We start from the raw sequence: 26,137 nt of genomic DNA, 5'->3' as shown, positions 1-26,137 counted from the left end.
ATATCCTTGTTCCCACCCCTGGAAGGAAACGTCTTTGTTACAAAACCCCAACAATTGGGGTTGAAAACTGCACAATAACCCAAATAATTCTTATATGTACTGTAGTCTCATCCAGAGGAGTTATTGTCTGCAATAACACGCCTCGTTACAACCGCATGGCGGTTGTTGTTAAATTTAGCCAACATCGGGAGAGCATGACTGATGAAATTATTTGAGAAAACCCATCCCGTAACGCAGTCAGAAGCGTTGCCTGGTCGCAATACCCCGATGCCAATCGCCTCTTTACATGCGGTAAACGAGCATTCCATGACAAATGTACCAGATGGGATGGAGATCGCTTATTTCGCAATGGGTTGTTTCTGGGGTGTCGAGAGAATGTTCTGGAGAATTCCGGGGGTTTACAGCACCGCCGCAGGTTACGCCGGGGGCTTTACGCCTAACCCAACCTATCGCGAAGTGTGTAGCGGAATGACCGGGCACACAGAAGCGGTGCGTGTGGTTTACGACCCGCAAGAGGTAAGTTACGAACAGTTATTGCAAGTGTTCTGGGAAAACCACGATCCAGCACAGGGAATGCGCCAGGGTGGTGACGTTGGTACACAATATCGCTCCGCAATTTACCCATTAACGCCAGAACAGGATGCCGCTGCCCGCGCAAGCTTCGCACGCTTCCAGGAGGCGATGACTCTCTCCGGAGACGAGCGCCACATTACGACTGAAATTGCCAACGCCGGTCCGTTCTATTATGCCGAGGACGACCACCAGCAGTATCTGCACAAAAATCCATACGGCTACTGCGGCATTGGTGGAATTGGTGTGTGTTTGCCGCCACAGAGTTAAAGCATTTGTACAATCGGTTACCCTCGTTTCGTTTACGGGTAAATGAGGGCTGTGATATGTTATATGGTAACATTTAAACGCCAATAATGACTCCATGCAGCCCTCCCAATTTTCTGAACCAACGGACTCTTCACCGTTAACTTCTCAGGCTCGTGACTCTTTAGCGTCATCGCAGGCGAAGCTGACTGCAAGATTAGTCTTCGGATTAAGCGCGCTAATTTTTTTGATGATTGTGGTGGCGCTGATTGTCAGCATTATCGAGTCATCTTCACGCTGGACGGCCTTATTAAGCAGCCAGGCCGCCGTGCTCACCTTGCTAGCTACCGCTATCTACAATGCACAGCGAATTTGCCAATGGCGGGCAGAAAAGTTCTCACCAGTGCTTCAATCCGAAACGGCTCCTACTGAAACAGAACCTCCACCGACAATTTATCAACGGCTTGGCGCACTCATTCCCATCAACTTTGAACGCATCAATGCGTTACTTAAGAGTGATGGTGTCTGGCTGGCCTCGATGGCGGCACTCGTGTTATTCGTCACACAGGCAGGCTGGGGAACCAATTATGTCTCGCTGGATGAAGACAACCTGCGCTGGGTGGCGGTCGGTACTATTGCATTGGCGATGTTTGTCACACTGGTTGCGGAGCGCCATCTGGCAGCTACATCAAACGAAGCCTGGCCGGAAGCTAAATTCATTGCGCCGATATTACGCCTGACTCTCGCGGTGCAATTGCTCTCTTTGCCCGCACTGATATTCCCAACAACAAATCTCTCATTGTTGGTCAATCTGCCTGCGATCCTTGTGTTGTTGGTAGCAATTGAGTTTCTGCTGCGCGGCCTATTCTCACTATTCACACCACCAGGTGAAGAAGGCTGCGAACCCAAGTTCCTTGCTCAAAGCCAATTGGCAGCACAACTCGTCTGGCCGCCACGCCCGCTACTTTTCTTACAACGCGAGTTGCACCACCACTTTGGGATTGATTTACGCCAGCTTTGGGCATTCACGGTATTGCGGCGGGCATTTTTACCGGTGCTGGCAGTCATGCTGTTTTGCGGCTGGCTGTTGACCGGGATGCAGCAAGTTTCCCCAACCCAACGCGGTATTTATGAACGCTTTGGCAAACCGGTTGCCGTGGTGCCATCGGGCCTGCATTACGGGCTGCCATGGCCTTTTGGCCAGGTGATACTGGCGGAAAATGGCCAGGTGCATGAGTTAGCGGCCGGAGAAGAAGCCGATACACCTGCGGAGCCGCTGGCGAATGCCGAAGGGAATGCTCCGCAAAGCGCCGATCGCCTGTGGGATGCGATTCATAGCTTTGATAAAGCGCAGATTATTGCCAGCCAGAGCGGTAACCAGCAAGGTCTGCAAATTATTAATAGCGATGTCCGTTTTATGTGGCGCGTTGGCTTAACCGATAACGCAGCACTGGCGGCAACCTATAACAGCGTGAATTTGCCAGAATTGATTCGTAGCACTGCAAACCAGGTAATGGTGCATCAGTTTTCCTCGCTGACTCTTGAGCAAGTTTTAGGGGAACAGCGCATCGAGTTAGCAAGCCAGATTAAGCAGGCAGTGCAGCAAAAACTCGATGGCCTGGATAGTGGTGTAGAACTGCTCTCGACCGTCGTCGAAGCTATCCACCCTCCAGCAGGGGCTGCTGATGCCTTCCACGGCGTACAAGCCGCGCAAATTTCAGCTCAAGCGCTGGTTTCACGCGAACGTGGGCATGCGGCAGAGCTGGCCGCCAGCGCACAAACTACGGCTACCGCGCGCCAGAACCAGGCACAGATGAACGCTACCGATGTGACCAGTAAAGCGCAGTCAACGGCTGTGCGTTTTGCCGCACAGAAACAAGCAGTGGCGAAATCCGGCCAGGTGTTTGTCGATGAATTATGGTTTAGCCAGTTGCACCAGACTTTAGGCAAAAGTCCGTTGTTAATTATCGACCACCGTATTGGCGCAACCTCGCAGCCCACTATCGACCTGCGCGAGTTTCCCTCGTTAAGCCAGGCAGCACGCAACGATGCACCTTCCAAACCGACACAGGAGTCTTCCCGTTGAGCCATTCACATCATCATGGTTGCAGTAACGGTTGCCACCACAGCCACCATTCTGACGCTCCTGTAACTAAAGCCTGGAAGCGCATTGCTGGCGCAAGTGCGCTGGTGCTCATTCTTGCCGCCGCCGCAAGCCTTGTGCAGGTTCGCTCTGGTGAATCGCTGATTATTACTCGGTTCGGTAATCCGGTACGCGTACTGCTCAATCCAGGTCTTGCGTGGCGCCTGCCCGCACCTTTTGAAATGTCGACCGCCGTAGATCTACGCCTGCGAACGACTTCGAGCGGATTGCAGGATGTGGGTACGCGGGACGGGTTGCGCATCATTGTGCAGTCATATGCGGTCTGGCAGGTTGATAATACCCCTGAGCATGTGCAGCGCTTTATGCGCGCGGTACAAAACCAGCCCGATGAAGCAGCACGACAAATTCGTGCTTATCTCGGCTCGGCACTCGAAACTACCGCAAGTGGCTTTACGCTCTCTCAACTGGTCAATACCGACAGCAAACAAGTGCAGTTAGACCAGTTTGAATCGCATCTGCAGGCGCAAATCAGCCAGCCATTATTGGAAAGCTACGGTATCCGGTTGGTGCAGGTTGGAACCGAACGCCTGACCCTGCCCGCGGTAACGCTTAACGCCACAGTCGATCGAATGCGTGCCGAGCGCGAAACCATTGCGACTGAACGCACCGCTGAAGGCAAACGCGCCGCGGCTGAAATTCGCTCGGCGGCAGAGCGTGATGCCCGCATTGTGGAGGCGACAGCCCAGGTTCAGGCTGCCGATATCGAAGCGCAATCTCAGGCGCAAGCCGCCGAAATTTATGGCAAGGCGTACGCCAGTTCACCTCAGCTATACAGCCTGTTACGCCAGCTTGATGCGCTCAGCGGCGTAGTTAATTCCAGCACCCGCCTGGTGTTACGCACTGATGCCGCACCGTTCCGCCTGCTGGTAGAAGGGCCAAAGCTGGATACAACTCATGAGTGAGCATCAAAAAAATAAACCTGCGGGCCCGTGGACACAGTCGATACGCCTCGCATTTTACGCACTGTATGCACTGACACTGCTGGCAGCAGCGTCGTGGTTGTTTTCAAATATTCGCCAGATACCCGCAGACAGCCGTGCCGTGGTGCTTCACTTCGGCGCGCAGCAGCGAATTGCCGAACCGGGTTTATTGCTCACCTGGCCGAAGCCGATTAACGATGTGGTGATGGTTCCGGCACCTGACCGCGTGATTGAACACCACGTTACGGCGCTATTACGCTCGAATGATGCGCTGCATGCAGATGCTCGTGGCGATAACAGCAGCGATGCACTGGCGGGTTCCGGGTATCTGCTTACTGGTGACTCAGGCGTGGTGCAGCTGGATATCAGCGTGTTTTACCGTGTCGTCACGCCAATGGCGTATGTATTGCAGGGCGAACATGTGATTCCGGCTCTCGACCGGCTGGTTGAGCGTGCTGCCGTGGCGGTATGCGCCGCGCGCGATCTGGATACTATTCTTGTCGCCCGCCCGGAAATGGTCAGCGGCGATTTAAATGTCGCCCAGCAACGCGAACGCCTGCGTGCTGATGTTCAGCGCAACGTCGAGCAAAATTTGCAGCGCCTGGCACAATCAGGCAGTGACCTGGGGATTACGCTTGAGCGGGTTACTGTGCAATCCACCTTGCCGGAAACCACAGTCACCGCATTCAATGCGGTATTAACTGCCAGCCAGCAAGCGTCACAGGCAATAGCCACCGCCAATACCGACGCATCTTTAATTCGCCAGAAATCCACTCAGCTTGCCGACCAGACGCGCCAGACCGCTCAGGCGCAGGCTCGCGAACGAGTGGCGAAAGCTCAGTCCGACACGGCAATGGTGAATCGCCTGGCTAACAGCCCGCACGACCCTGACTTGTTAGCGCGAGTTTACCGCGAACGCATTGCGGCAATTCTGGCACAAGCTGAATCCGTCATTACCGTCTCTCCAAAAGATGATGCGAATTTGATCCTGCAAGCGGCCGGGCAAAAGGAACCTTCTAAACCATGAGTACCCACACTGTTAACCCCGGCGGCGCACTGAGCCATCAGGAACAACGGCAGATTACCCGGCAGTTGATCCTAGCGCTGGTTGCCAGCGGCACGTTAATTCTTGGTTTGCTGTGGCGCTGGCTGGCACCCGAACAAGTCGCGGTGGCCGATATCTTACTGGGTGCTGCATCGCTGATGGTCGGCATTCCGGTATTGCGCCACGCCTTTTACAGCCTGCGTTACCCGAGCTTGCATGGTATTACCGACCAACTGGTTGCGCTGGCGCTAATTGGCTCGTGGGCAATTGGGGATTTGCTCACTGCCGCATTGCTGCCGCTGATTATGATCGTCGGCCATATCCTTGAAGAGCGCAGTATGATTGGTTCGCAAGAAGCGATTGAAGCGCTCAGTAAATTGACCCACAGCCGGGCGCGACGCTTTGATGCAGACGGTAATCTCCATGAAATTGACAACCATGAACTGGTGGCTGGTGACATCGTCGAAGTGCGCGCAGGCGACCGGTTACCTGCTGACGGGCGCGTGCTGGAAGGAACGGCAAGCCTGGATACCGCACCGATCACGGGTGAATCCGTACCGCTGGAAGTGAAACCGGGCATGAACGTTTACGGTGGCGCAATCAATCTTGATGGGCGGTTGCGAATTGAAGTGACGCACATCGGCGAAACCTCAACACTCGGTCGCGTAGTGGCATTAATGCAAAGTGCCGAGCAAGCCAGCCCACCGATTACTCGCCTGCTTGAACGTCACGCGGCGCGTTATCTTCTGCTGGTTTTATTGATTGCCGCGAGCACCTGGTTTTTGACGCAAAACGACCAGGCCATGTTGGCGGTATTAGTAGCGGCCTGCCCATGTGCGTTGGTGCTTTCCGCGCCTGCAACATCTATTGCCGGGCTAACCGTTGCTGCTCGCCACGGTATTTTGATTCGCGGTGCGGCCTTCCTCGAAGAATTAGCCGAACTGAATGCGGTGATTATTGATAAAACCGGCACGCTCACACACGGCAAGCTGCAACTTCATGAGCTGATTCCTGAAGCGGGAGAATCGCCGGAAGTTCTGTCTGCACTGGCGGCGAGTCTTGGGGCCACCAGTAACCACCCGGTCAGCCGTGCGCTGGTCAATATCGCCCCGCAAAGTGTGTGGCCTGCACTTGAAAATGTGCATGAACACCAGGGGTTGGGTATTTCTGCCACTACAGCGGCGGGCGAGGCTTATCTCGGCCGACATGAGCTGTTAAAAACTCAGGTTGCTGATTTACCGGAAGAACCGCCACACGACGGGCCGATTGTCGGCCTGGTGCTGGCAGGGCGTTTCCGTGGCTGGATTTTACTGGCCGATAGCTTACGCGACGAAGCGGCCAGTGCAATGGCGGAGCTGCGTGATCTTGGGCTAAACCATCAACTATTATTGACCGGCGACCGCGAAGCCGTGGCACAACGCATCGCGAAGAACGTGGGGATTAACGACGTTATAGCTGGGGCATTACCTGCTGACAAACTCCACCAGGTCAGTGTGCAAATCGACAATGGCTTCAGGCCAATGGTAGTCGGCGATGGGATTAACGATTCCCTGGCAATTAAAGCGGGTGTGGTTGGCGTTGCGATGGGTGCAGGTGGCTCTGATATCGCCATGGCATCAGCCGATATCGTGTTGATTGGCGGTGACTTGCGCCGCCTCGGCACCTGCGTGCGTTTAAGCCGCCTGTGCCGTCGCACTTTACAGATGAACGTGCTGATTGGGCTGGGTTGGACGCTAGTGATTGTCGTCGCCGCCGCTTTCGGTTGGCTGGGTGCATCAGGTGCGGTGATCGCTGCGATACTGCATAACCTAAGCACGCTGCTGGTACTGGGAAATGCGGGAAGGATATTAAGGTTTGAAGAAAAGTTGAGCGGGTGATGGAAATAAGGCCCAGCAAAATTTATACTATTTGTAAGAACAAGTCTTACATAGAGAAATTTTGATGGCTCGAACAGTAACGGTCGATCTCGGTGACGAACTGCGTGACTTTATTGATTCATTAGTCGATTCAGGAGATTACCGAACACAAAGTGAAGTGTTGCGAGATGCTTTACGGCTGCTGAGGGAAAAACAGGCAGAATCCAAATTACAGCAGTTACGCGACCTGCTGGCTGAAGGCATCAGCAGCGGAGTCCCACAAATCTGGGAACAAGATACTTTTCTAAAACGGATGAAAGAAAAGGCGAAATCAAAGGATGAGAACAGTTGAACTGACACCGAAAGCGCAAGAGGATCTTGAATCTATCTGGTTATATAGCTTTGAACGCTATGGAGAAGCAAAAGCTGATTATTACATCACGCGGTTTTCAGATATTTTCAGTGTTCTTTCAGCGCACAACCTGGGCACATTACGACCCGAATTAGGTGACGGTATCTGTTCGCTGCCAGTTGAGCAGCACGTCATTTTCTTTCTCTACGCCCGGACCAGTATTACGGTCATTCGTATACTCAGCCATGCGCAGGATGCGACCCGGCATCTTTCCTGGTATTAGTGATTAGCAGCCCAAATTATGCCCTCTGGCAGCCTCACACACCCTTACGCTATACTACCCGTTGAAATTGCTGGCCCAACCTCCACGGACTGGCAGTCAAAACGTTTTAACCCTTAGATTTTCAACTACCCTTCCGAGGCTCTGGCTCAAAGCCGGATAAACTATGTTAAACAGTATTTTATTAATACTTCTTCTTATTTCCGTCAGTGCATTCTTCTCGATTTCGGAGATCTCACTGGCTGCTTCCCGCAAAATTAAACTCAAGTTGCTGGCTGATGATGGCAACCTTAACGCGCAACGCGTACTGAAAATGCAGGAAAGTCCTGGCATGTTCTTTACCGTGGTGCAGATTGGCCTGAACGCGGTGGCGATTCTCGGCGGTATCGTCGGTGATGCGGCGTTTTCCCCAGCCTTTAAAGTACTTCTGGAGCGTTTCTTCTCGCCAGAAATGGCTGACCAACTGAGCTTTATCACCTCCTTTACCCTGGTCACCAGCTTGTTCATTCTGTTTGCAGACCTCACTCCGAAACGCATCGGTATGATTTCGCCTGAATCTGTTGCATTGCGAATCATCAACCCGATGCGCTTCTGTCTGTTTATCTTCCGCCCGCTGGTGTGGTTCTTTAACGGCCTGGCAAACGTCATTTTCCGCATTTTCAAACTGCCGATGGTGCGTAATGACGACATCACCTCTGATGATGTTTACGCCGTGTTCGAAGCCGGAGCGTTGGCTGGCGTGTTGCGCAAGCAAGAACATGAGCTGATTGAGAACGTATTTGAGCTCGAATCGCGCACCGTGCCTTCTTCCATGACGTCGCGTGAAAACGTCATCTGGTTTGATTTGCATGAAGATGAGCAAAGCCTGAAAAACAAAATCGCCGAACACCCACACTCCAAATTCCTGGTGTGTAATGGCGATATCGACCATATCGTCGGCTACGTTGATTCCAAAGAGTTGCTGAACCGTGTGCTGGGCAACCAGAGCATGGCGCTCAACAGCGGTGTGCATCTGCGTAATACGCTGATTGTGCCGGATACGCTGACGCTATCCGAAGCGCTGGAAAGCTTTAAAACTGCCGGAGAAGACTTTGCGGTGATCATGAACGAGTACGCGCTGGTGGTAGGTATCATCACGCTGAACGACGTCATGACCACGCTGATGGGTGACCTGGTCGGCCAGGGTATGGAAGAGCAAATCGTAGCGCGTGACGAGAACTCATGGCTGGTTGAAGGCGGTACGCCGATTGACGATGTCATGCGCGTGCTGGATATCGACGAGTTCCCACAGTCCGGAAACTACGAAACCATCGGTGGCTTTATGATGTTTATGCTGCGAAAAATCCCGAAACGCACCGATTCGGTGAAGTTCTCCGGGTATAAGTTCGAGGTAGTGGATATCGATAACTATCGCATCGACCAGTTGCTGGTGACGCGTATCGACAATAAGCCGACACCGTTGACGCCAAAACTGCCTGATGCAGACGATCAGAACGCAGCATAATTCTCAAAACTCAGAAACACTAACGGCACCCTCGGGTGCCGTTTTTGGTACTTCTATTTAATATCCTAAATAATTCGAGTTGCAGAAAGGTGGCGAAGCCCACGAATATCCAGGAGCATAATCCTTTATGTGACTGGAGTAAGGGGGCAAGCCAACGCATCTGCGGCTTGAAGTATGATGGATATTTATGCCATGTCAGCCTGCATTCGCAGTACCTGGCGGTTTACTTCAGACATAACAGATAGATGCTGCTTATCTTTCACTTTTGGGATAAGAATCTTGCCCTTATCAAATTCAAAAGCGCCAACGTCCTTGATGTACAACCGTCCACGGAACAGGATTTTCACGTACTTCGCCACCTGAAGCGGGTTGTACCGTTGGAAAATTTTCATTCTTTTTTTCTCCTGCAGTGTTAACACCCCTGCGGTTCCACATTTGGTCCGACAAAACGAGGCGAAAAATTTGGTGCCTGGAAACTATAGTCCATATACAAACCGACACCTAGTTTGCACAATCTTATTTACGGTTTGATTACAATTTCTCAGAATATTCTTTGCAAATGTAAACAAAACTTAGTCTAAGCCTTCAAATTCCAGGGATATGTGCGGTCGCCCGCAAACTGGCATCGTTGTTGCGGGACAGATAGCTATTCAGCACATATGATTAAAACGTCATAATAAGTGGTCCGATCACCTGCATATAATAAGGAGTCATCATGTCCCTACGTACTACCCTTGCGCTGACCTTGCTGTTGTTACCCCTTGCGGCATCGGCCCATACTTTTGAGAAAAATCAGCGTGTCTCACCTATCGGTATTACGGATAAAGGTGAGTTGATGCTCGACAATGATAAGTTTAGCTACAAAAACTGGAATAGTGCGCAATTGGTGGGAAAAGTGCGAGTGCTCCAGCATATTGCCGGCCGTACCAGCGCCAAAGAGAAAAATGCCGGGCTGATTGAGGCAATCAAAGCGGCAAAATTCCCACATGACCGCTACCAGACGACCACTATCGTAAATACCGATGACGCGATTGTGGGCACCGGAATGTTTGTGCGCAGCAGCCTTGAGAGCAATAAAACCCAATACCCATGGTCGCAATTTATCGTCGATAGTAATGGCGTGGCGCAGAAATCCTGGCAGCTGGAGACGGGCAGTTCGGCAATTGTGGTGCTGGATAAACAAGGTCGCGTGCAGTTTGCCAAAGATGGGCCGTTGACGCAGGAAGAGGTGCAGCAGGTGATCAGCCTGCTGCGAGAACTGTTGAGTAAATAGTTGCTTAGTAAATAGAAACGCGGAAGCCTGGGTTTAAGAATGACTCGCGCGGGGTGTAGTCGAGAGACTTGCCCTGCCAGTCATGAACGTGTGCTCCTGCCGCGGCCGCCACGGCATGGCCTGCTGCGGTGTCCCAAATGTTAGTTGGTCCAAAACGCGGATAAAGCTGCGCCTGCCCTTCTGCCACCAGGCAAAACTTAAGCGATGAGCCAATGGATGTGGTCTGGTGTTCGCCCAGTTGGTGCAGGTACTCTTTCAGCTCATCATCGCCATGCGAGCGGCTTATTACCACCAGCGGCGGACGGGCATCACGTACGTGGATCTGGTTACGTACGCCATTTTCTTCTTTCCAGGCTTTGCCTTCTGCCGCGCTGTACATCACGTTCAGCACTGGCGCATACACTACGCCCAGCACCGCTTTGCCTTTTTCGATAAGCGCGATGTTGACCGTGAATTCCCCGTTACGTTTGAGGAACTCTTTGGTGCCATCCAGCGGGTCCACCAGCCAGTAACGATCCCAGCTCTGACGGGTTTCCCAGGTCTGCGGATCTTCTTCTGAGAGTACCGGAATTTCCGGCGTCAATGTTTGTAGCCCTTGCAGTATGATGGTGTGAGCCGCGATGTCTGCTGCTGTTACGGGTGAGTCATCGGATTTGTGGGTCGCCTCCAGCGGCTTTTGCCCATCATAAACCTGCATGATGGCAACTCCAGCCTCCCGAGCCAGTTGGCAAATTTTATCTAACATTCTCCACCTCATGTTGTGTCGTGCGATTAACCTGTTGTTTTACTTATATCTCATCACGCCTGGTTGCGCTATCTGTGAACCCATTCCGGTTTACTTCGCCCTTTTTCTGGCACACTTCACACAATTGTAAGCAACAACGTTTATATACATAGCCTTTTGCGGCCTATCTCTAAAAAGGACCTTTAATCATGATCAAGTTTAGCGCAACGATGCTCGCCATGCTGGTTGCTACCAGTGCTCATGCGGCAACCGTTGACCTCCGTATCCTGGAAACCAGCGATCTCCACAGCAATATGATGGATTTCGATTACTACAAAGATACTCCAACGGAAAAATTTGGACTGGTACGTACGGCAAGTTTAATCAACGCCGCACGTGGCGAAACGGTAAACAGCGTGCTGGTCGACAACGGAGACCTGATTCAGGGCAGCCCGCTGGGCGACTACATGGCGGCGAAGGGTCTGAAAAAAGGCGACATCCACCCGGTTTATAAGGCGCTGAATACGCTGGATTATGCGGTGGGTAACCTCGGCAACCACGAATTTAACTATGGCCTTGATTACCTACATATGGCGCTATCGGGGGCGAAATTCCCCTATGTGAATGCCAACATTATTGATGCCAAAACTAATAAGCCGCTGTTCACGCCTTACGTCATCAAAGAAACGGTAGTGAAAGATAAAGACGGTAAAGAGCAGACGTTACGCATCGGCTATATCGGTTTTGTGCCGCCACAAATTATGACGTGGGATAAAACCAATCTGGAAGGCAAAGTAACGGTGAAAGATATCACCGAAACCGCTCGCCAGTACGTGCCTGAGATGCGCAAGCTTGGGGCAGATTTAGTGGTCGTTATCGCCCACTCCGGCCTGTCCAGTGACCCTTATCATGCGATGGCGGAAAACTCGGTTTACTACCTCAGCGAAGTTCCAGGCGTGGATGCCATTTTGTTTGGCCACGCTCACGCGGTCTTCCCGGGCAAAGACTTCGCCAATATCAAAGGTGTCGATCTCGAGAAAGGCACGCTGAACGGGATTCCGGCGGTGATGCCTGGCATGTGGGGCGACCATTTGGGTGTGGTCGATTTAGTGCTCAACAACGATAGCGGCGCATGGAAAGTCACCAGTAGCAAAGCTGAAGCACGTCCGATTTACGACAGCGTAGCGAAGAAAGCGCTGGTGCCTGAAGATGCCAAACTGGTGGAAGTGATGAAGCATGATCACGATGCCACTCGCGAGTTCGTCAGCAAGCCAATCGGTAAATCTTCCGACAATATGTACAGCTACCTGGCGTTGGTTCAGGACGATCCAACCGTGCAGGTGGTGAATAACGCGCAGCTCGCCTATGTTGAAAAATACATTCAGGGCGACCCGGACCTCGCGAATCTGCCGGTACTTTCCGCAGCAGCACCTTTTAAAGTTGGCGGGCGTAAGAATGATCCGGCCAGTTTTGTCGAAGTGGAAAAAGGCCAGCTTACCTTCCGTAATGCCGCAGATTTGTATCTCTACCCGAACACACTGGTGGTGGTGAAAGCTACGGGCAAAGAGGTCAAGGAATGGCTGGAATGTTCCGCCGGGCAGTTTAACCAGATTGATGTGAACAGCACGAAACCCCAGTCGCTGATCAACTGGGACGGTTTCCGCACCTATAACTTTGATGTTATCGACGGCGTGGATTACCAGATTGATGTGTCACAACCGGCACGTTACGACGGCGAATGCCAGATGGTTAACCCGAAAGCCGAGCGTATCAAAGGGCTGACGTTCAAGGGCAAGCCAGTCGACCCGAACGCGACGTTCCTGGTCGCAACCAATAACTACCGTGCCTACGGCGGCAAGTTTGCCGGAACTGGCGACAGCCATATTGCGTTTGCGTCACCAGATGAAAACCGCTCGGTGCTGGCGAACTGGATTACCGCAAGCAAAGAGATCCACCCGGCCGCTGATAACAACTGGCGCCTGGCGCCGATTCACAGCAGTCAGAAATTAGATATTCGCTTTGAAACGTCACCGGGCGACAAAGCGGCGGCCTTTATCAAAGAGAAAGGCCAGTATCCGATGAAGAATGTGGGTAATGACGAGATTGGGTTTGCGATTTATCAGCTGGATTTAAGTAAGTAAACGTAGGGTGGATAAGCGTAAGCGACATCCACCCGCTTAGTGTTAGCGTTCCGAACGGGACGCTAACACTCTTGGCAAATTCCCTTCGATCCAATCGGCAAGTTCAGCCACTTTCACGGCCACTTCACAACCCAGTGGCGTCAGGCTGTATTCCACATGCGGCGGCACAACCGGATACGATTTACGATTTACAAAACCGTCGGCCTCAAGCCATTGCAGCGTTTGCGCGAGCATCTTTTCACTCACACCACTCATCTTGCGGCGCAGGTCGCTGAAACGATGAGTCCCATCCTGCAAGGCCACCAGAATCAACACGCCCCAGCGGCTGGTGACGTGCTTTAACACATCTCGTGACGGGCACTGCTCGGCAAATAAATTGCCATCGCGCATTTGCTCGGTTAATGACTGCGGGCGGGTTTCAATCTCACTCATTTCATACTTACCTTTTTGTGCGTACTTACTTTAAGTTAGTGCTGGTGATAGTGTGGCACAACTTAACCAGAACACCCACAGGAGATTTACCATGATCGCGATTACCGGAGTTTCCGGCCAACTTGGCCAACTCGTTGTTGAAGAATTACTGAATACCGTTGCGGCTGACCAACTGGTTGCCATCGTGCGTAACCCGGCAAAAATTAAATCATTTGCTGACCGTGGCGTTCAGGTTCGTGCTGCCAGCTATGAAGATAAAGCGGCTTTGGTGCAAGCACTGAATGGCGTGGAAAAACTGCTGCTTATCTCTTCAAGCGAAGTGGGCCAGCGCGCGGTTCAGCATCGCAATGTGATTGATGCGGCTAAAGAAGCGGGCGTGAAGCTGATTGCCTACACCAGCCTGTTGCATGCTGATTCCTCGCCACTGGGCCTGGCAGATGAACATATCGCCACCGAAGAAATGCTAAAACAATCCGGCATTCCATTTGTGCTGCTGCGCAACGGCTGGTACACCGAAAACTATCTGGCTAGCGTACCGCCCGCTCTGCAACACGGCGTGTTTATTGGCAGCACCGGCGAAGGAAAAATCGCGGCGGCTGCACGTGCTGATTACGCCGCTGCCGCTGCGAAAGTCATGACACTGGATAACCAGGCGGGCAAAGTTTACGAATTAGCGGGCGACCACGGCTGGACCCTGGCTGAATTGACCGCAGAGCTAACGAAGCAAAGTGGTAAAACCGTGGTGTATCAGAACCTGCCAGAAGCTGATTTTAAAGCAGCGCTGCTGGGAGCTGGCCTGCCAGAAGGGTTAGCTGCAATGCTGGCAAACTCTGACGTTGGCGCATCCAAAGGTGGTTTGTTTGATGACAGCCACCAGCTAAGCGCCCTGATTGGCCGCCCAACCACTCCGCTTGCAGAGAGCATGCGCGCCGCGCTGTAAATGTTAACTTTCCGTTAAAGCTGAAGATCCTATATCCTTAATAATTCGAGTTGCAGGAAGGCGGCAAGAGAGTGAGTCCCGATGAGCTTACTGTAGCGAGCAAACGTAGCCAACGCATCTGCAACTTGAAGTATGAAGGAGATTGACGTGCAAGGCGTACCTGAACAATTCACTGATGAAAAAGACAACGCTCAATTCCGGCATTTACCGCAACTGCCCGGCGTTGAGCTTTATCACGCCCATATTTCGCGTTACGCCTTTGAACCGCACACTCATGAAGCCTTTGGCATCGGCACGGTCACCTGGGGCGCTGAGCGCTTCCGTTATCGTGGTGTTCAGCATGTCGCCGCCACAGATTCGTTAGTGTTGATGAACCCTGATGAACTGCATACTGGCGAAGCAGCAACAGAAGACGGCTGGCAGTACCGCATGATTTACCTCGAACCGGAAATTCTTGAGTCGGTTACAGGCTCGCGCAACTGGTCGTTTAATGATGTGGTCAAACACGACCCGCTGCGTGCAGGGCACATTTCACAACTGATCAATGGGCTATGGCGCGAAGATGACTCACTGGCGCAGCAAGGGCTGTTGCTCAATCTCATCGAAAATTTCCAGCCATACGCTCGTCACTTACCATCCGGGCCGAAAGAATCGGCGCACCGCTTCGAGCAAATTCGCGATTATCTGCACGATAATTATATGCACCCGGTGACGCTCGACGATCTCGCTGCCGTGGTTTCGCTTAGCCCCTATCATTTTCAGCGCATGTTCAAAGCGCACTATCACGTTACACCTCACCAAATGCTGATGGCGATTCGCCTTTGGCACGCCAAACGGCTTCTGACCAGCGGGATGCCTGCCGCTCAGGTTGCCCCAGCCAGCGGGTTAACCGACCAGGCGCACCTGACTCGCGCCTTTTCGCAGCGTTATGGCATCACACCTGTACGCTACCAGAAACAGGTCACCCGTTAGAGATACCGCAAGCTGGTACAATATTTTCGCCAGTCCACCACCTACACTCTACGCAAAGCGTTAAGTGGAAGAAGAAGATGTTAACTGGTGTGTTGTACGCCCTGCTGGCAGGGTTGATGTGGGGGCTGATTTTCGTCGGCCCGTTGATTGTTCCTGATTATCCTGCGGCCATGCAGTCGACCGGGCGCTACCTTGCGCTGGGGCTGATTGCGCTCCCTCTGGCCTGGCTTGGCCGTCAACGGTTGCGCCAATTGTGCCGTGAGGACTGGTTCACCGCGCTAAAACTTTCCACCGTCGGCAATCTCATTTATTACGTTTGCCTCGCCAGTGCGATTCAACGCACCGGTGCGCCGATTTCTACCATGATTATCGGCACGCTTCCCGTTGTGATCCCGGTATTCGCCAATCTGCTTTATAGCAAACGCGACGGCAAACTCCCGTGGCATCGCCTCGCCCCTGCTCTGGTGATTATCGCGGTAGGTCTGGTGATGGTGAATACTGCTGAATTACGCACCGGGCAGCTCGATTTTAGCTGGTGGCGTTACATCAGCGGTATCGGGCTGGCGTTTATTTCGGTTGCCTGCTGGGCGTGGTATGCACTGCGAAATGCCCGCTGGCTACGTGAAAACCCGGACAAAAATCCGCTGATGTGGGCGACAGCGCAAGGGCTCGCGATCCTGCCTTTTTCACTGTTCGGCTATATTGCCGTTTGCCTGTGGATGTCACACACCGAGAGCAACTTTGCCCTGCCCTTTGGGCCTCGCCCGGAAGTATTTTTGACACTGATGCTCGCCATTGCGCTGTTTTGTTCATGGCTCGGCGCGTTGTGCTGGAACATTGCCAGCCAACGTTTACCCACGGTTATCGTCGGCCCGCTGATTGTCTTTGAAACGCTGGCAGGCCTGGCTTACACCTTTATGCTGCGCCACAGTTGGCCACCGCTTCTCACGTTGTTGGGGATAGTTTGCCTGGTCATCGGCGTAGTGATGGCTGTATTGACCAAACCCCAGAAAAACACGCTCGCTGAAGTGGTAGTTACCACTGATAAGTAACGTCTTACCTCGAAATAGTTATAGCGCCAACTTAAAGATGTATTTAATATGCATCTTATATTATCGACAACGAGATATTTGCTCATGACCTTCCGCGACCAACCTTTAGGTGAACTGGCTTTAACCATTCCGCGTGCTTCTGCGCTGTTCCGTAAATTGGATCTCGATTTCTGCTGCGGTGGCAAGCAGACGCTTGAGCGTGCTGCAACGCGTAAAGAGTTGGATCTCGATGCGATTGAATCAGAGCTTGCAACGCTTGCTGAAGAACCCGTTGAGAAAGAGTGGCGCACGGCACCGCTCGCCGAAATCATCGACCATATTCTTGTGCGCTACCATGACCGCCACCGCGAACAGTTGCCTGAGCTGATTCTTCAGGCCACCAAAGTTGAGCGCGTGCATGCCGATAAACCTGATGTGCCGAAGGGGTTGGCGAAATATCTCACCATGCTGCATCAGGAACTGAGCAGCCATATGATGAAAGAAGAACAGATCCTGTTCCCGATGATCAAACAAGGCATGGGCGCACAGGCGAACGGTCCGATTAGCGTGATGGAAAGCGAGCATGATGACGCGGGTGAATTGCTGGAGGTTATCAAGCACACCACCAATAACGTGACGCCGCCGCCGGAAGCCTGCACGACCTGGAAGGCGATGTATAACGGGATTAATGAGTTGATTGACGATTTGATGAATCACATTAGTCTTGAGAATAACGTGCTATTCCCGCGGGCTTTGGCTGGGGAATAAAGGTTAATCCCCCTCACCAGTGGCGAGGGGGATTATGATTACTTACGTATTTCCGCGATGCGTTTCTTGCCGATAAACATCCAGCACACACCCAACAACACAAACCACAATGGCGTCACGATCAGCGCCTGGCGGGTATCGGTTTCCAGCGTCAGCAACACAATCACAAACACGAAGAACGCCATACACATCCAGCACATGAACTTGCCGAGCGGCATTTTGTAGATGGATTTTTCATGCAGATGCGGACGCTGTTTGCGATACACCAGGTACGAACACAGAATAATAGTCCAGACGAACATAAACAGAATCGCCGACACAGTAGTGATCATGGTGAACGCTGCAATCACGTTGGGGTTCACGTAAAGCATCACCACGCCGCCCAGCAGGCAGATACAGGAGAAGGTCAAACCCTTCGCCGGTACAGCGCGCTTAGAGAGTTTGGCGAACGCCTTCGGTGCCATTCCATCTTGTGCCAGGCCAAACAGCATCCGGCTGGTTGAGAACACTCCGCTGTTGGCGGAAGAGGCCGCAGAAGTCAGCACCACAAAGTTGATGATACTCGCAGCCGCAGGCAAGCCCACCAGCACGAACAATTCAACGAACGGGCTTTTATCCGCCACCACAGAGCGCCATGGCGTGACGGACATAATGACGATCAACGCGAACACGTAGAACATAATGATGCGGATCGGAATCGAGTTGATGGCGCGTGGCAGCGATTTTTCCGGGTCTTTGGTTTCAGCAGCCGTCGTTCCCACCAGCTCAATACCCACAAAGGCAAATACCGCTATCTGGAAGCCGGCGAAAAAACCGCTGATGCCTTTCGGGAACCAACCGCCGTCATTCCACAAGTTGTTGATGGAAGCCTCTACACCAGACGGGGAATGGAAGTGGGTCAAAATCATCACCAGGCCGATAACGATCAGCGCAACGATGGCGACAATTTTAATCATCGCAAACCAAAACTCCATTTCGCCGAACATTTTCACCGTGGCGAGGTTCAGGCTCAGCAGCAATACAATCACGGCGAGCGACGCTACCCAGTCCGATAAACCAGGGAACCAGAACTGCGCGTAGGCGGTTATCGCGACGACGTCCGCCATGCCGGTGACCACCCAGCAAAACCAATAAGTCCAGCCGGTAAAATACCCTGCCCACGGGCCAAGTAAGTCCGCTGCGAAATCGCTAAATGACTTGTATTCGAGGTTTGAAAGCAGCAGTTCACCCATCGCTCGCATCACGAAGAACAGCATAAAGCCGATAATCATATATACGAAGATGATGGATGGGCCCGCGAGGCTAATCGTTTTACCGGAGCCCATAAACAGGCCGGTTCCGATAGCGCCACCGATGGCAATAAGCTGAATATGGCGGTTGGTTAAATTACGCCGCAGAGACTGTTCTGACGGCTCTTCAGCAACGTCAGAAACCTTTATCTGATCTACCATGTTGTATTTTTCCTGTACCTGTCTGTTGTGTTCAGGCTCTACCGGCCTTTATAAAAATTAAAATAGTGAGGATGTGATGTTGTTGTTCCGGGGAACTCAAAGATAGTAGGGAAGAATTGGCAGGATGAATACTAAGAAAGAAATTATTTGTTAATTTAATGTTTGTTTTGAGTGCAAAATCACGCCTATAAAGTGAGCGACATCACAAAAACACTCAGGATGGTAGCGTTTACCAGATAAAATCACGCTAATTTTGTTAACCACCAAATAAAAACCCCGCCGAAGCGGGGTCGTTTGAACGCTTACAGAATTTCCAGCAGTTCAACTTCAAAAACCAGAGTGCTGTACGGAGGTATTGACGCACCAGCGCCACGCTCACCGTAAGCCAGGTTATGAGGAATAGTCAGTTCCCACTTTGAGCCAACTGGCATCAGAGTCAGAGCTTCAATCCAGCCTGCGATAACGCCGCTGACTGGGAATTCAGCTGGTTCGCCACGTTGCACGGAGCTGTCGAACACGGTGCCATCAACCAGTTTGCCGGTGTAATGCACGCGAACGTGATCTTTACGCGCTGGGATTGGGCCAGTACCTTGAGTCAGAACGCGGAATTGCAGACCCGTTTCGGTGCTGTTCACGCCGTCTTTCTTAAGGTTTTCTTCGAGGAATTTTACGCCTTCAACAGCCAGTTCTTTCTGGCGTTCCTGGCGAACGGCGTCGGCACGCTCGTGAACTTCACGCAGTGCGCGATGAACTACATCAACCGGAACTGCCGGGGCATTCCCTTCCAGCGCATCACGCAGACCAGCTACCAGTGCTTCTGGCAGCAGGCCTTGCAGACCAGATTCACTCAGTTGTTGACCTACCTGTAAACCAATACCGTAACTTGCTTGCGCTTCGACGCTGTCAAAAGAAGGGGTCGTCATGGGATTTCCTTTAATGGTATTTAAAAGCAAGCCCGCAGCATAGCAGCGTCAACCTGACGGGTAAAATGCAAAAGCGGCAAAGGTGACAAATGCAGACGAAACAGGAACAATGGTTTAAGTGAGCGTGAAATTGCGGTTGAGAATCACGTTACGCGGGATTATTCAGCGCATCAAACAGTTAGCGTTCTATAATGGAGTGGGTAAATGTACAGAGCACGTTGTGTGGAAATGAGGAGTGTTGCCGATGCGATTCGCTGTTAAACCCTGGCTTGCGCGGATTTGGCATGCACCCGATAATTTCCGGTTGATGGATCCTCTGCCGGTGATGCACCGCCGTGGCATTATTATTGCGGCGATCGTGGTTGTACTCGGTTTTCTGTGGCCTACACCTGATTCCCCTACTCAGCCAGTTACGCGCGATGCGCAGCTTTCCATTGAGTCGCAATCCCCAATTCGAGCCCACTTAGTCAACCCGCCCGAGAACTCTGCTCCCGTCGAACCGTCACGTGTTGAAGAACAACCACAGGCAGAAACGCAAGCTCCTGTGCCGCATGAGAATAACGATATTGACCAGCAATGGCGCTCTTACCGCGTTGAGTCCGGGCAAACTATGGCGCAGCTGTTCCGCGATCATAATTTACCGCCCGCTGATGTTTATTCGATGGCGCAGGTAGAAGGCAGCAACAAACCGCTGAGTACTTTGCAAACCGGGCAGATGGTGCAGATTCGCCAGAATGCGAATGGTGTGGTGACGGGGCTGACGATTGATATTGGTAACGATCAGCAGGTGCTATTTACACGCCAGCCGAATGGCAGCTTTGTGCGTGCTCGCTGATTTTTTGCGACTTCAGAAATGCAAAACGCCGGCACGAGGCCGGCGTCTTAACGTATAAACTTCAGCGTAAATTACGCTTCAGCAACAACGTTTACAATCAGTTTAGCGAATACTTCGCTGTGAACCTGGAAGTCCACTTCGTGCTCACCAGCGGTACGCAGAACGCCGTTCGGTAAACGAACTTCACTCTTAGCCACTTCAACGCCAGCTGCAGTTACAGCGTCAGCGATGTCACGGGTACCGATGGAACCGAACAGTTTACCTTCGTCGCCAGCTTTAGACGCGATAGTAACAGTTTCGAGTGCGTTGATCTTCGCAGCGCGAGCTTCAGCAGCAGCCAGAACGTCAGCTAATTTAGCTTCCAGTTCTGCACGGCGTGCTTCGAAGAATTCAACGTTTTTCTTGGTAGCAGGAACAGCTTTGCCCTGTGGTACCAGGAAGTTACGAGCATAACCCGCTTTAACGTTAACCTGATCACCCAGGCTACCCAGGTTTGCTACTTTATCAAGCAGAATAACTTGCATTACCTTATCCTCTCAAAGTCATTAATGGACAGTGGCCGATTACTGATGACGATCAGTATATGGCAACAAAGAAAGGTAACGAGCGCGCTTGATGCAGCGAGCCAACTGACGCTGGTATTTTGCACGAGTACCGGTAATACGGCTCGGGACAATTTTACCACTTTCAGTGATGTAGTTTTTCAGTGTAGCGATATCTTTATAATCAATCTCTACAACGCCTTCCGCGGTGAAACGGCAGAACTTGCGACGACGGAAATAACGTGCCATTAGGCTAGTCTCCAGAATCTATCAAATCAATCTGCTCGGCATGCAATACCACTTTGTTCAGACCATTTTTTGCCTGATGGCAACTAATGAAACCTTGAACTGTGAGTACCGTGCCGACCGTTATACTTTGAGTAATGGCTGAGTGTGCGTGCCCGCTAATAATAACTGGCATACGGCACCACGCCTGCCGATCTAAACCGGCTTCCTTTTGCACAGAACGGTGCTCAAGCACGAACTGGCAATGAGGAATTCCTGACGGGCTGACCTTGCGAAGAGGCGTCTTGCACACTGTGCCAGACAACACCAGGCGGTTGGCCGTCATTGGAAATTACTCTTCAGAATCCCCAGCATCCGCATCATCAGCAGTTTCGCTAGCGAAGTCATCGCGACGATCACGACGTTCGTCTTTAGCTTTAACCATTGGTGAAGCTTCGGTTACAGCGTGCTTAGTACGCATAACCATGCTACGGATAACGGCGTCGTTGAAGCGGAAGTTAGTTTCCAGCTCATCGATCACTTCCTGCGGAGCTTCAACGTTCAGCAGAACGTAGTGTGCTTTGTGCAGTTTGTTGATCGGGTAAGCCAGTTGACGGCGGCCCCAGTCTTCCAGACGGTGGATCGTACCTTCTGCTGCAGTGATTGCAGTAGTGTAACGTTCGATCATACCCGGAACCTGTTCGCTCTGGTCAGGATGGACCATAAAAACGATTTCGTAATGACGCATCGAATTGCTCCTTACGGATTATTCAGCCTCCTGTCAGGGTCAGCCGCGGCCCATGGAAGCAAGGAACGTGGTTATAAAGGCGGCTGAAAAATTGACGCGTAATCATACAAGCGGAGCCCAACAAACTCAAGGTTATATCGAAATTAATTCTTTTGCATGAAGGCTAAATTTCTAATAAGCGCTAACTCCGTGAATTTTATAACTTTGACCTGGATCACTTAAAATTTTTGACCAACACCATCAGAAATGGTCGCTTTTTATCCAACCCTAAGGGTTTACACTTATTGTCATAGGCCGCCACTATTTATTAACAGGAGCGACGACCGCAGCTGACACATTAAGTTGTAGTGGAGCGGATTATGAAAATTACAGTTTTAGCCTTTCTGGCGGCGCTTTTGCTTAGTTCAAATGCAGCTGCCGCGATCAAGATTGATGGTCGCCAGGCACAAAATATGGATGATGTGATGAGCCTTGGGGTTATTTATATCAACCACAACTTCGCGACAGAACAGGAAGCTGAAGTTGCTATCCATGAGGATGCAGATCAGCACAATGCAAAGTACTACCACACTATTTTGATGAGAGAGCCCGGTAGTAACGGCAATATGCGCGTAAGCGCTGACATCTACCGGTAGCAGAATGCAATGAGGTAATGAAGTAAGGCGTTAACACCAGGAATACCACAACGACATAGAAAGCCAACGTTTGACTTGCCCCCGCTTGCGGGGGCTTTTTTATCTATCCAATTACAGATGTTCGCTAAAAAATCGGCTTGTCGCTTCAAGCGCCGTAGGAGTAATACGGTGTTTTACGCCCGCTTCCCGTAAACAGATCATCTGTTTATCCAACCCTTTATCGATGAGGACTTGCTGCAAACGCCATGTCTCAGCCGCCGGGACAACATCATCTTCCTCGCCGTGCCACAGTAAAAGTGGCCGATTACCGATGCTTTCCAGCTGATGGCTGATGTCATATTCGGCGAGTGCGTTGAGTGATTCAGCCTCTTCCGCTCGTGGCGCGAATAGCGTTTGCCCAAGCGACATAAAATATCCCGATCCCATCAGGCATGCCACGCAGCGAACTTGCGGGTTACGCGCCATAATTCCAAGAGCCGTCATGCCTCCCATTGAAGCACCACCCACAGCAACTCGTCGCTCATCTACGGGATAGCGTTCGGATAAAGCCTGATAAAGCGGCGAAAACTCATCAATGTTGTGTTTAAGAATCGACCAGAATTGATACAACCGCGCGCTGTCATCACCATTAAATCGCGCACCGTGTTGATCGGCATCGGGCATAATCACACGCATTCCAGCCTGAGCAAGAGCGACCGCAAAGTAACTGTAAACCAGTTTAGATGAAGTAAACCCATGATAGAAAAATACCACCGGGAGTTTGCACTCTTTTTTCCCAGAGGGCACAGCGTGGAGAACTTCAATACCCGCAAGCTGTTCGGTATATATTTCAATCATGATATTAGCCCTGTATCGGAGTGATATATCCTTTGTATGTCAGCGCCCTGTGCATGGCAAGTCATTGATGGATTGTGATTATTGTTCACTATGAGATCTGCTTAGCGATTTTCATTCGAAAGTGATTAAAAAGCGCGGGGAAGCTAACAAAATGGGAACATTCCCTCTTCTCAGAAAAAAACCGGGGCTACACTATGGCTATTAAGAGACGAGAAACGATCATGCGATTGCTATCAGCTGTGTTACTTGCGACCACGCTCAGTGCTTGTAGCGTGTTACAAGGGACACCACAACCAGCGCCGCCTGCAACCGGAACCCCTCAAGAAATCCAGCGTTACCAAACGCAGGGTTTGACCAAAATAGGGACGGTGACAGCACTTGAGCACGGCTCTCCGATGGACGCAGAACGAGCGCTAGAAGAGAAAGCTGTTGCAGCCAAAGCGGATTATTACGTCATCGTGCTAAACGATGAGACGGTAGTACCTGGCCAGTGGTATGCCCAGGCGATTTTGTACCGTAAGTAATTTAGCGCCGTGTTTAATTTATGCATATTTACATAGCTTTGCGTCAATTGATCGTTTGTTATGCACAATGAACCTCAGCCAACGGACAGGTCTGAAGTTCACCCACGCGAAGGAATGCCCTGCTGATTTAGGGTAAGTATTAAAGGAGTTAATTATGAAACGATCGCTTGCCTTAACCTCATTACTGCTGTCCGTGGGGCTAATCACAACGTCGGCACAGTCGGCAGAAGATGTTGCCGCAGATTGTGTGACGGGTTTGAATGAAATCGGCATGATTTCAGTAAATGGTATTGCCGGTAGCGTGCAAGATGTGGAGAAAGTCATTGCCCTGAAGGCTGACGAACATGGAGCATCATATTATCGAATCGTTAAAATGCAGGAAAACCAGCTTGCTGAAGGTTGGCGTGTACAAGCCATTATTTATGCATAAATAAGCCAGCGGCCATTTATATCCACCCTTATGGCGCTGGCTTTTTTGTTCTATCCTGTGCGACCTGTCGCTCTGAGCAGTACATCAATAAGCACTTGATTCGGTAAAACACTTTCCCCCCGCGAGTCCAGCATCATACGGCACCAAGCTTCACCTAACGGTGGAGAGAGATGCTGTAAAACCTGGGTACCTGTCGCCAGAAGAGCCAGCATTCGAGTAACTTCTCTGCCCCATTCCTCTTGTGGCTTATGAAGTCGCTGTTGCAACTGCCGCCAGCTACGATCGAAATGCCGGTTTTGCCCTTTCACTTCGTCAAACTCAGCATGCAACATCTCCATCGCACCAGGTTGTTTTGCCAGAACTCGTAGTACATCGAGGCTCATAATATTGCCCGCCCCTTCCCAGATACTATTCACCGGCATTTCACGGTAAATACGCGGCAACTCGCTGTCTTCGCAATAACCGATGCCCCCAAGCACTTCCATCGCTTCAGCCACAAACGGTATTCCTGATTTGCAGACACTAAACTTGGCGGCTGGGGTAAACAGGCGACTATAAGCCAGTTCATGCGGATTACCGGGTGATTCCCAGGCGCGCGCCAGACGAAACAGAAACGTCGTTTGCCCTTCAAGTTGCAAAGCCATACGCCCAAGTACCTGGCGCATAATCGGCAGGTCGATAAGGGTTTTGCCGAATGCCTGCCGTTGATGGGCGTGATACAACGCGACGGAAAGCGCACGGCGCATCAAACCATGGCTGCCAAGCACGCAGTCAAAGCGCGTGTAGCCGCCCATTTTAAGAATCGAGCGAATCCCCTCACCTTCTTCACCGATAAGCCAGGCTGTCGCATCACAGAACTCCACTTCACTGCTGGCATTAGAACGGTTGCCGAGTTTCTCTTTAAGGCGCTCAAACCGAACATGATTACGTTGCCCGTCGGGTAAAAATCGCGGCAGGAAGAAACATGAAAGCCCACCTTTCGCTTGCGCCAGTATCAAATGTGCATCGCTTTGTGGCACCGAGAAAAACCACTTGTGACCGACGATACGATACATTTCGCTGGAGCCGCGTTTGTCGATAGGTTCAGCGCGTGTGGTGTTGCTAAGCACATCCGAACCGCCTTGTTTCTCGGTCATCCCCATACCAATCAGCAGGCCACGTTTTTGCGCCCCAGGCGCAAGATGTGCATCGTAGCGATCGCTGAGCATGGGTTTCAGCCATGAATGAAACTCTTTGGGCAGATGTTTTTGCAGTAAAGGAATCGCACCAAACGTCATGGTTATCGGGCAGAGCGTGCCTGCTTCAACTTGTGCATGCTGAACGAAGCGAGCAGCACGGGCGACAAACGAGCCCTGGCGCGCATCTTCCTGCCACGGCAAGTTATGAACCCGATTGGCACACAGCCCTTGCATCAGTAAATGCCAGGCCGGATAAAAGCGCACATCATCGAGCCGCTCACCGCTGGAGTCATAACGCAGTAATTCTGGAGGATTGGCATTCGCCAGGCGGCCGAGTTCGAGTGATTCAGCCGAACCCAGTTGCTGGCCAATACTTGCCAGAAGTTCTGCATCCCAACCCGCACCTTCACGAGCTACAGCCTCGGTTAACGAGATATCAGAAAGAAAAAGGTTACTGTTGTTGAGGGGTATTGGTTGGTTAAAAACGGTATGAGTTTGCCAGCGCATCGTGTTCCCTCCCATTAATGGCAATGCCATTAGTATGGACGGTGACAGCACTTATGCATGGAGAGGGATCACAAAGCGGGGTGC

General features: G+C 51.6%; 29 protein-coding genes. 18 read left to right on the top strand and 11 right to left on the bottom strand.

From position 1 onward, the window contains the following. Nucleotides 1-201: 201 nt before the first annotated feature. The 8 genes from msrA (at nucleotide 202) to paeA (ending at nucleotide 8,937) form a co-directional block, all read left to right on the top strand. The gene (gene msrA / locus M977_RS13245; protein WP_064515767.1) at nucleotides 202-840 is read left to right on the top strand and encodes a peptide-methionine (S)-S-oxide reductase MsrA; all 639 of its coding nucleotides are present in this window, start codon (nucleotides 202-204) and stop codon (nucleotides 838-840) included. Nucleotides 841-934: 94 nt separating this feature from the next. After that, nucleotides 935-2,902: a protease modulator HflK gene (gene hflK, locus M977_RS13240; RefSeq protein ID WP_064515765.1), complete on the top strand. Its 1,968-nt coding sequence runs from the start codon at nucleotides 935-937 to the stop codon at nucleotides 2,900-2,902. Beyond that, nucleotides 2,899-3,882, top strand: coding sequence for a protease modulator HflC (hflC, locus tag M977_RS13235; protein ID WP_064515762.1), 984 nt, complete (start codon nucleotides 2,899-2,901; stop codon nucleotides 3,880-3,882). The genes hflK and hflC overlap by 4 nt, the downstream gene beginning before the upstream one ends. After that, nucleotides 3,875-4,927, top strand: a complete 1,053-nt coding sequence (locus M977_RS13230; RefSeq protein ID WP_064515759.1) for an SPFH domain-containing protein — start codon at nucleotides 3,875-3,877, stop codon at nucleotides 4,925-4,927. The genes hflC and M977_RS13230 overlap by 8 nt, the downstream gene beginning before the upstream one ends. Beyond that, on the top strand, nucleotides 4,924-6,822 hold the full coding sequence (locus tag M977_RS13225; RefSeq protein ID WP_064515757.1) for a heavy metal translocating P-type ATPase: 1,899 nt from the start codon (nucleotides 4,924-4,926) through the stop codon (nucleotides 6,820-6,822). Before M977_RS13230 ends, M977_RS13225 begins: the two co-directional genes overlap by 4 nt. A gap of 64 nt (nucleotides 6,823-6,886) precedes the next feature. Further along, nucleotides 6,887-7,153 carry a type II toxin-antitoxin system ParD family antitoxin gene (locus M977_RS13220; RefSeq protein ID WP_064515754.1) on the top strand — a complete coding sequence of 89 codons (267 nt, stop codon included), beginning with the start codon at nucleotides 6,887-6,889 and terminating at the stop codon, nucleotides 7,151-7,153. Continuing rightward, a complete protein-coding gene (locus M977_RS13215) occupies nucleotides 7,140-7,436 on the top strand; it encodes a type II toxin-antitoxin system RelE/ParE family toxin (RefSeq protein ID WP_064515751.1) in 297 nt (98 codons plus the stop codon). Before M977_RS13220 ends, M977_RS13215 begins: the two co-directional genes overlap by 14 nt. 163 nt (nucleotides 7,437-7,599) lie before the next feature. Then, entirely contained in the window at nucleotides 7,600-8,937 is a 1,338-nt protein-coding gene (gene paeA, locus M977_RS13210) for a polyamine export protein PaeA (RefSeq protein ID WP_064515749.1), read from the top strand. Nucleotides 8,938-9,122: 185 nt separating this feature from the next. Here paeA and M977_RS13205 read toward each other — a convergent pair whose 3' ends face one another. Then, on the bottom strand, nucleotides 9,123-9,329 hold the full coding sequence (locus M977_RS13205) for a DUF1107 domain-containing protein (protein WP_064515746.1): 207 nt from the start codon (nucleotides 9,327-9,329) through the stop codon (nucleotides 9,123-9,125). A 323-nt stretch (nucleotides 9,330-9,652) separates the two neighbouring features. On the opposite strand from M977_RS13205, the gene M977_RS13200 reads away from it, so the two are divergent. After that, nucleotides 9,653-10,210, top strand: coding sequence for a YtfJ family protein (locus tag M977_RS13200; RefSeq protein WP_064515743.1), 558 nt, complete (start codon nucleotides 9,653-9,655; stop codon nucleotides 10,208-10,210). A gap of 4 nt (nucleotides 10,211-10,214) precedes the next feature. On the opposite strand, the gene cysQ is transcribed toward M977_RS13200, so the two are convergent. Further along, nucleotides 10,215-10,955, bottom strand: a complete 741-nt coding sequence (cysQ, locus tag M977_RS13195) for a 3'(2'),5'-bisphosphate nucleotidase CysQ (protein WP_064515740.1) — start codon at nucleotides 10,953-10,955, stop codon at nucleotides 10,215-10,217. 188 nt (nucleotides 10,956-11,143) lie between these two features. Here cysQ and M977_RS13190 point away from each other — a divergent pair, with 188 nt between their 5' ends. Continuing rightward, on the top strand, nucleotides 11,144-13,075 hold the full coding sequence (locus tag M977_RS13190) for a bifunctional 2',3'-cyclic-nucleotide 2'-phosphodiesterase/3'-nucleotidase (protein ID WP_064515737.1): 1,932 nt from the start codon (nucleotides 11,144-11,146) through the stop codon (nucleotides 13,073-13,075). 42 nt (nucleotides 13,076-13,117) lie between these two features. Here the strand turns inward: M977_RS13190 and M977_RS13185 are convergent, their stop codons facing one another. Further along, a complete protein-coding gene (locus M977_RS13185) occupies nucleotides 13,118-13,507 on the bottom strand; it encodes a winged helix-turn-helix transcriptional regulator (RefSeq protein WP_064515735.1) in 390 nt (129 codons plus the stop codon). Nucleotides 13,508-13,598: 91 nt separating this feature from the next. Between M977_RS13185 and M977_RS13180 the strand changes: the two genes are divergently transcribed. The 4 genes from M977_RS13180 to ytfE all read left to right on the top strand — a co-directional run bounded on the left by M977_RS13180 (nucleotide 13,599) and on the right by ytfE (nucleotide 17,218). Further along, nucleotides 13,599-14,447: an SDR family oxidoreductase gene (locus M977_RS13180; protein WP_064515732.1), complete on the top strand. Its 849-nt coding sequence runs from the start codon at nucleotides 13,599-13,601 to the stop codon at nucleotides 14,445-14,447. Nucleotides 14,448-14,594: 147 nt separating this feature from the next. Next, nucleotides 14,595-15,419, top strand: coding sequence for an AraC family transcriptional regulator (locus tag M977_RS13175; protein WP_064515728.1), 825 nt, complete (start codon nucleotides 14,595-14,597; stop codon nucleotides 15,417-15,419). Between the two features lie 77 nt (nucleotides 15,420-15,496). After that, on the top strand, nucleotides 15,497-16,471 hold the full coding sequence (locus M977_RS13170; RefSeq protein WP_064515725.1) for a DMT family transporter: 975 nt from the start codon (nucleotides 15,497-15,499) through the stop codon (nucleotides 16,469-16,471). An 84-nt stretch (nucleotides 16,472-16,555) separates the two neighbouring features. After that, complete coding sequence (gene ytfE, locus M977_RS13165) at nucleotides 16,556-17,218, top strand: iron-sulfur cluster repair protein YtfE (RefSeq protein ID WP_064515722.1); 663 nt, start codon at nucleotides 16,556-16,558, stop codon at nucleotides 17,216-17,218. Nucleotides 17,219-17,256: 38 nt separating this feature from the next. On the opposite strand, the gene cycA is transcribed toward ytfE, so the two are convergent. Next, a complete protein-coding gene (cycA, locus tag M977_RS13160; protein ID WP_064515719.1) occupies nucleotides 17,257-18,669 on the bottom strand; it encodes a D-serine/D-alanine/glycine transporter in 1,413 nt (470 codons plus the stop codon). 302 nt (nucleotides 18,670-18,971) lie between these two features. Next, on the bottom strand, nucleotides 18,972-19,592 hold the full coding sequence (bamJ, locus tag M977_RS13155; protein WP_064515716.1) for a BamJ family beta-barrel-assembly machinery protein: 621 nt from the start codon (nucleotides 19,590-19,592) through the stop codon (nucleotides 18,972-18,974). A gap of 238 nt (nucleotides 19,593-19,830) precedes the next feature. On the opposite strand from bamJ, the gene M977_RS13150 reads away from it, so the two are divergent. Continuing rightward, nucleotides 19,831-20,427, top strand: coding sequence for an OapA family protein (locus M977_RS13150; protein ID WP_064516001.1), 597 nt, complete (start codon nucleotides 19,831-19,833; stop codon nucleotides 20,425-20,427). A 71-nt stretch (nucleotides 20,428-20,498) separates the two neighbouring features. Here M977_RS13150 and rplI read toward each other — a convergent pair whose 3' ends face one another. The 4 genes from rplI to rpsF are packed head-to-tail and all read right to left on the bottom strand — an operon-like array spanning nucleotide 20,499 to nucleotide 21,942. After that, on the bottom strand, nucleotides 20,499-20,951 hold the full coding sequence (gene rplI / locus M977_RS13145; RefSeq protein WP_064515713.1) for a 50S ribosomal protein L9: 453 nt from the start codon (nucleotides 20,949-20,951) through the stop codon (nucleotides 20,499-20,501). Between the two features lie 39 nt (nucleotides 20,952-20,990). After that, complete coding sequence (rpsR, locus tag M977_RS13140) at nucleotides 20,991-21,218, bottom strand: 30S ribosomal protein S18 (RefSeq protein WP_002210155.1); 228 nt, start codon at nucleotides 21,216-21,218, stop codon at nucleotides 20,991-20,993. Between the two features lie 4 nt (nucleotides 21,219-21,222). Then, nucleotides 21,223-21,540, bottom strand: coding sequence for a primosomal replication protein N (gene priB / locus M977_RS13135; protein WP_034461190.1), 318 nt, complete (start codon nucleotides 21,538-21,540; stop codon nucleotides 21,223-21,225). A gap of 6 nt (nucleotides 21,541-21,546) precedes the next feature. Beyond that, nucleotides 21,547-21,942: a 30S ribosomal protein S6 gene (gene rpsF / locus M977_RS13130; RefSeq protein ID WP_064515710.1), complete on the bottom strand. Its 396-nt coding sequence runs from the start codon at nucleotides 21,940-21,942 to the stop codon at nucleotides 21,547-21,549. A gap of 359 nt (nucleotides 21,943-22,301) precedes the next feature. Between rpsF and yjfY the strand changes: the two genes are divergently transcribed. Then, nucleotides 22,302-22,577, top strand: a complete 276-nt coding sequence (gene yjfY, locus M977_RS13125) for a DUF1471 family protein YjfY (protein WP_064515707.1) — start codon at nucleotides 22,302-22,304, stop codon at nucleotides 22,575-22,577. A gap of 111 nt (nucleotides 22,578-22,688) precedes the next feature. Here the strand turns inward: yjfY and yjfP are convergent, their stop codons facing one another. Next, on the bottom strand, nucleotides 22,689-23,414 hold the full coding sequence (gene yjfP / locus M977_RS13120; RefSeq protein ID WP_064515705.1) for an esterase: 726 nt from the start codon (nucleotides 23,412-23,414) through the stop codon (nucleotides 22,689-22,691). Between the two features lie 194 nt (nucleotides 23,415-23,608). Here yjfP and bsmA point away from each other — a divergent pair, with 194 nt between their 5' ends. Further along, nucleotides 23,609-23,938, top strand: coding sequence for a biofilm peroxide resistance protein BsmA (gene bsmA / locus M977_RS13115; protein WP_064515702.1), 330 nt, complete (start codon nucleotides 23,609-23,611; stop codon nucleotides 23,936-23,938). A 154-nt stretch (nucleotides 23,939-24,092) separates the two neighbouring features. Next, nucleotides 24,093-24,368 (top strand): YdgH/BhsA/McbA family protein, encoded by a 276-nt coding sequence (locus tag M977_RS13110; protein WP_034461185.1) that lies wholly within the window; start codon nucleotides 24,093-24,095, stop codon nucleotides 24,366-24,368. 50 nt (nucleotides 24,369-24,418) lie between these two features. Here the strand turns inward: M977_RS13110 and M977_RS13105 are convergent, their stop codons facing one another. Continuing rightward, complete coding sequence (locus M977_RS13105) at nucleotides 24,419-26,053, bottom strand: isovaleryl-CoA dehydrogenase (protein ID WP_064515699.1); 1,635 nt, start codon at nucleotides 26,051-26,053, stop codon at nucleotides 24,419-24,421. Nucleotides 26,054-26,137: the final 84 nt, after the last annotated feature.

The sequence above is a fragment of the Buttiauxella gaviniae ATCC 51604 genome (assembly GCF_001654835.1).
Taxonomy (GTDB): Bacteria; Pseudomonadota; Gammaproteobacteria; order Enterobacterales; family Enterobacteriaceae; genus Buttiauxella; species Buttiauxella gaviniae.
This window is presented reverse-complemented; position numbering and strand designations above follow the sequence as displayed.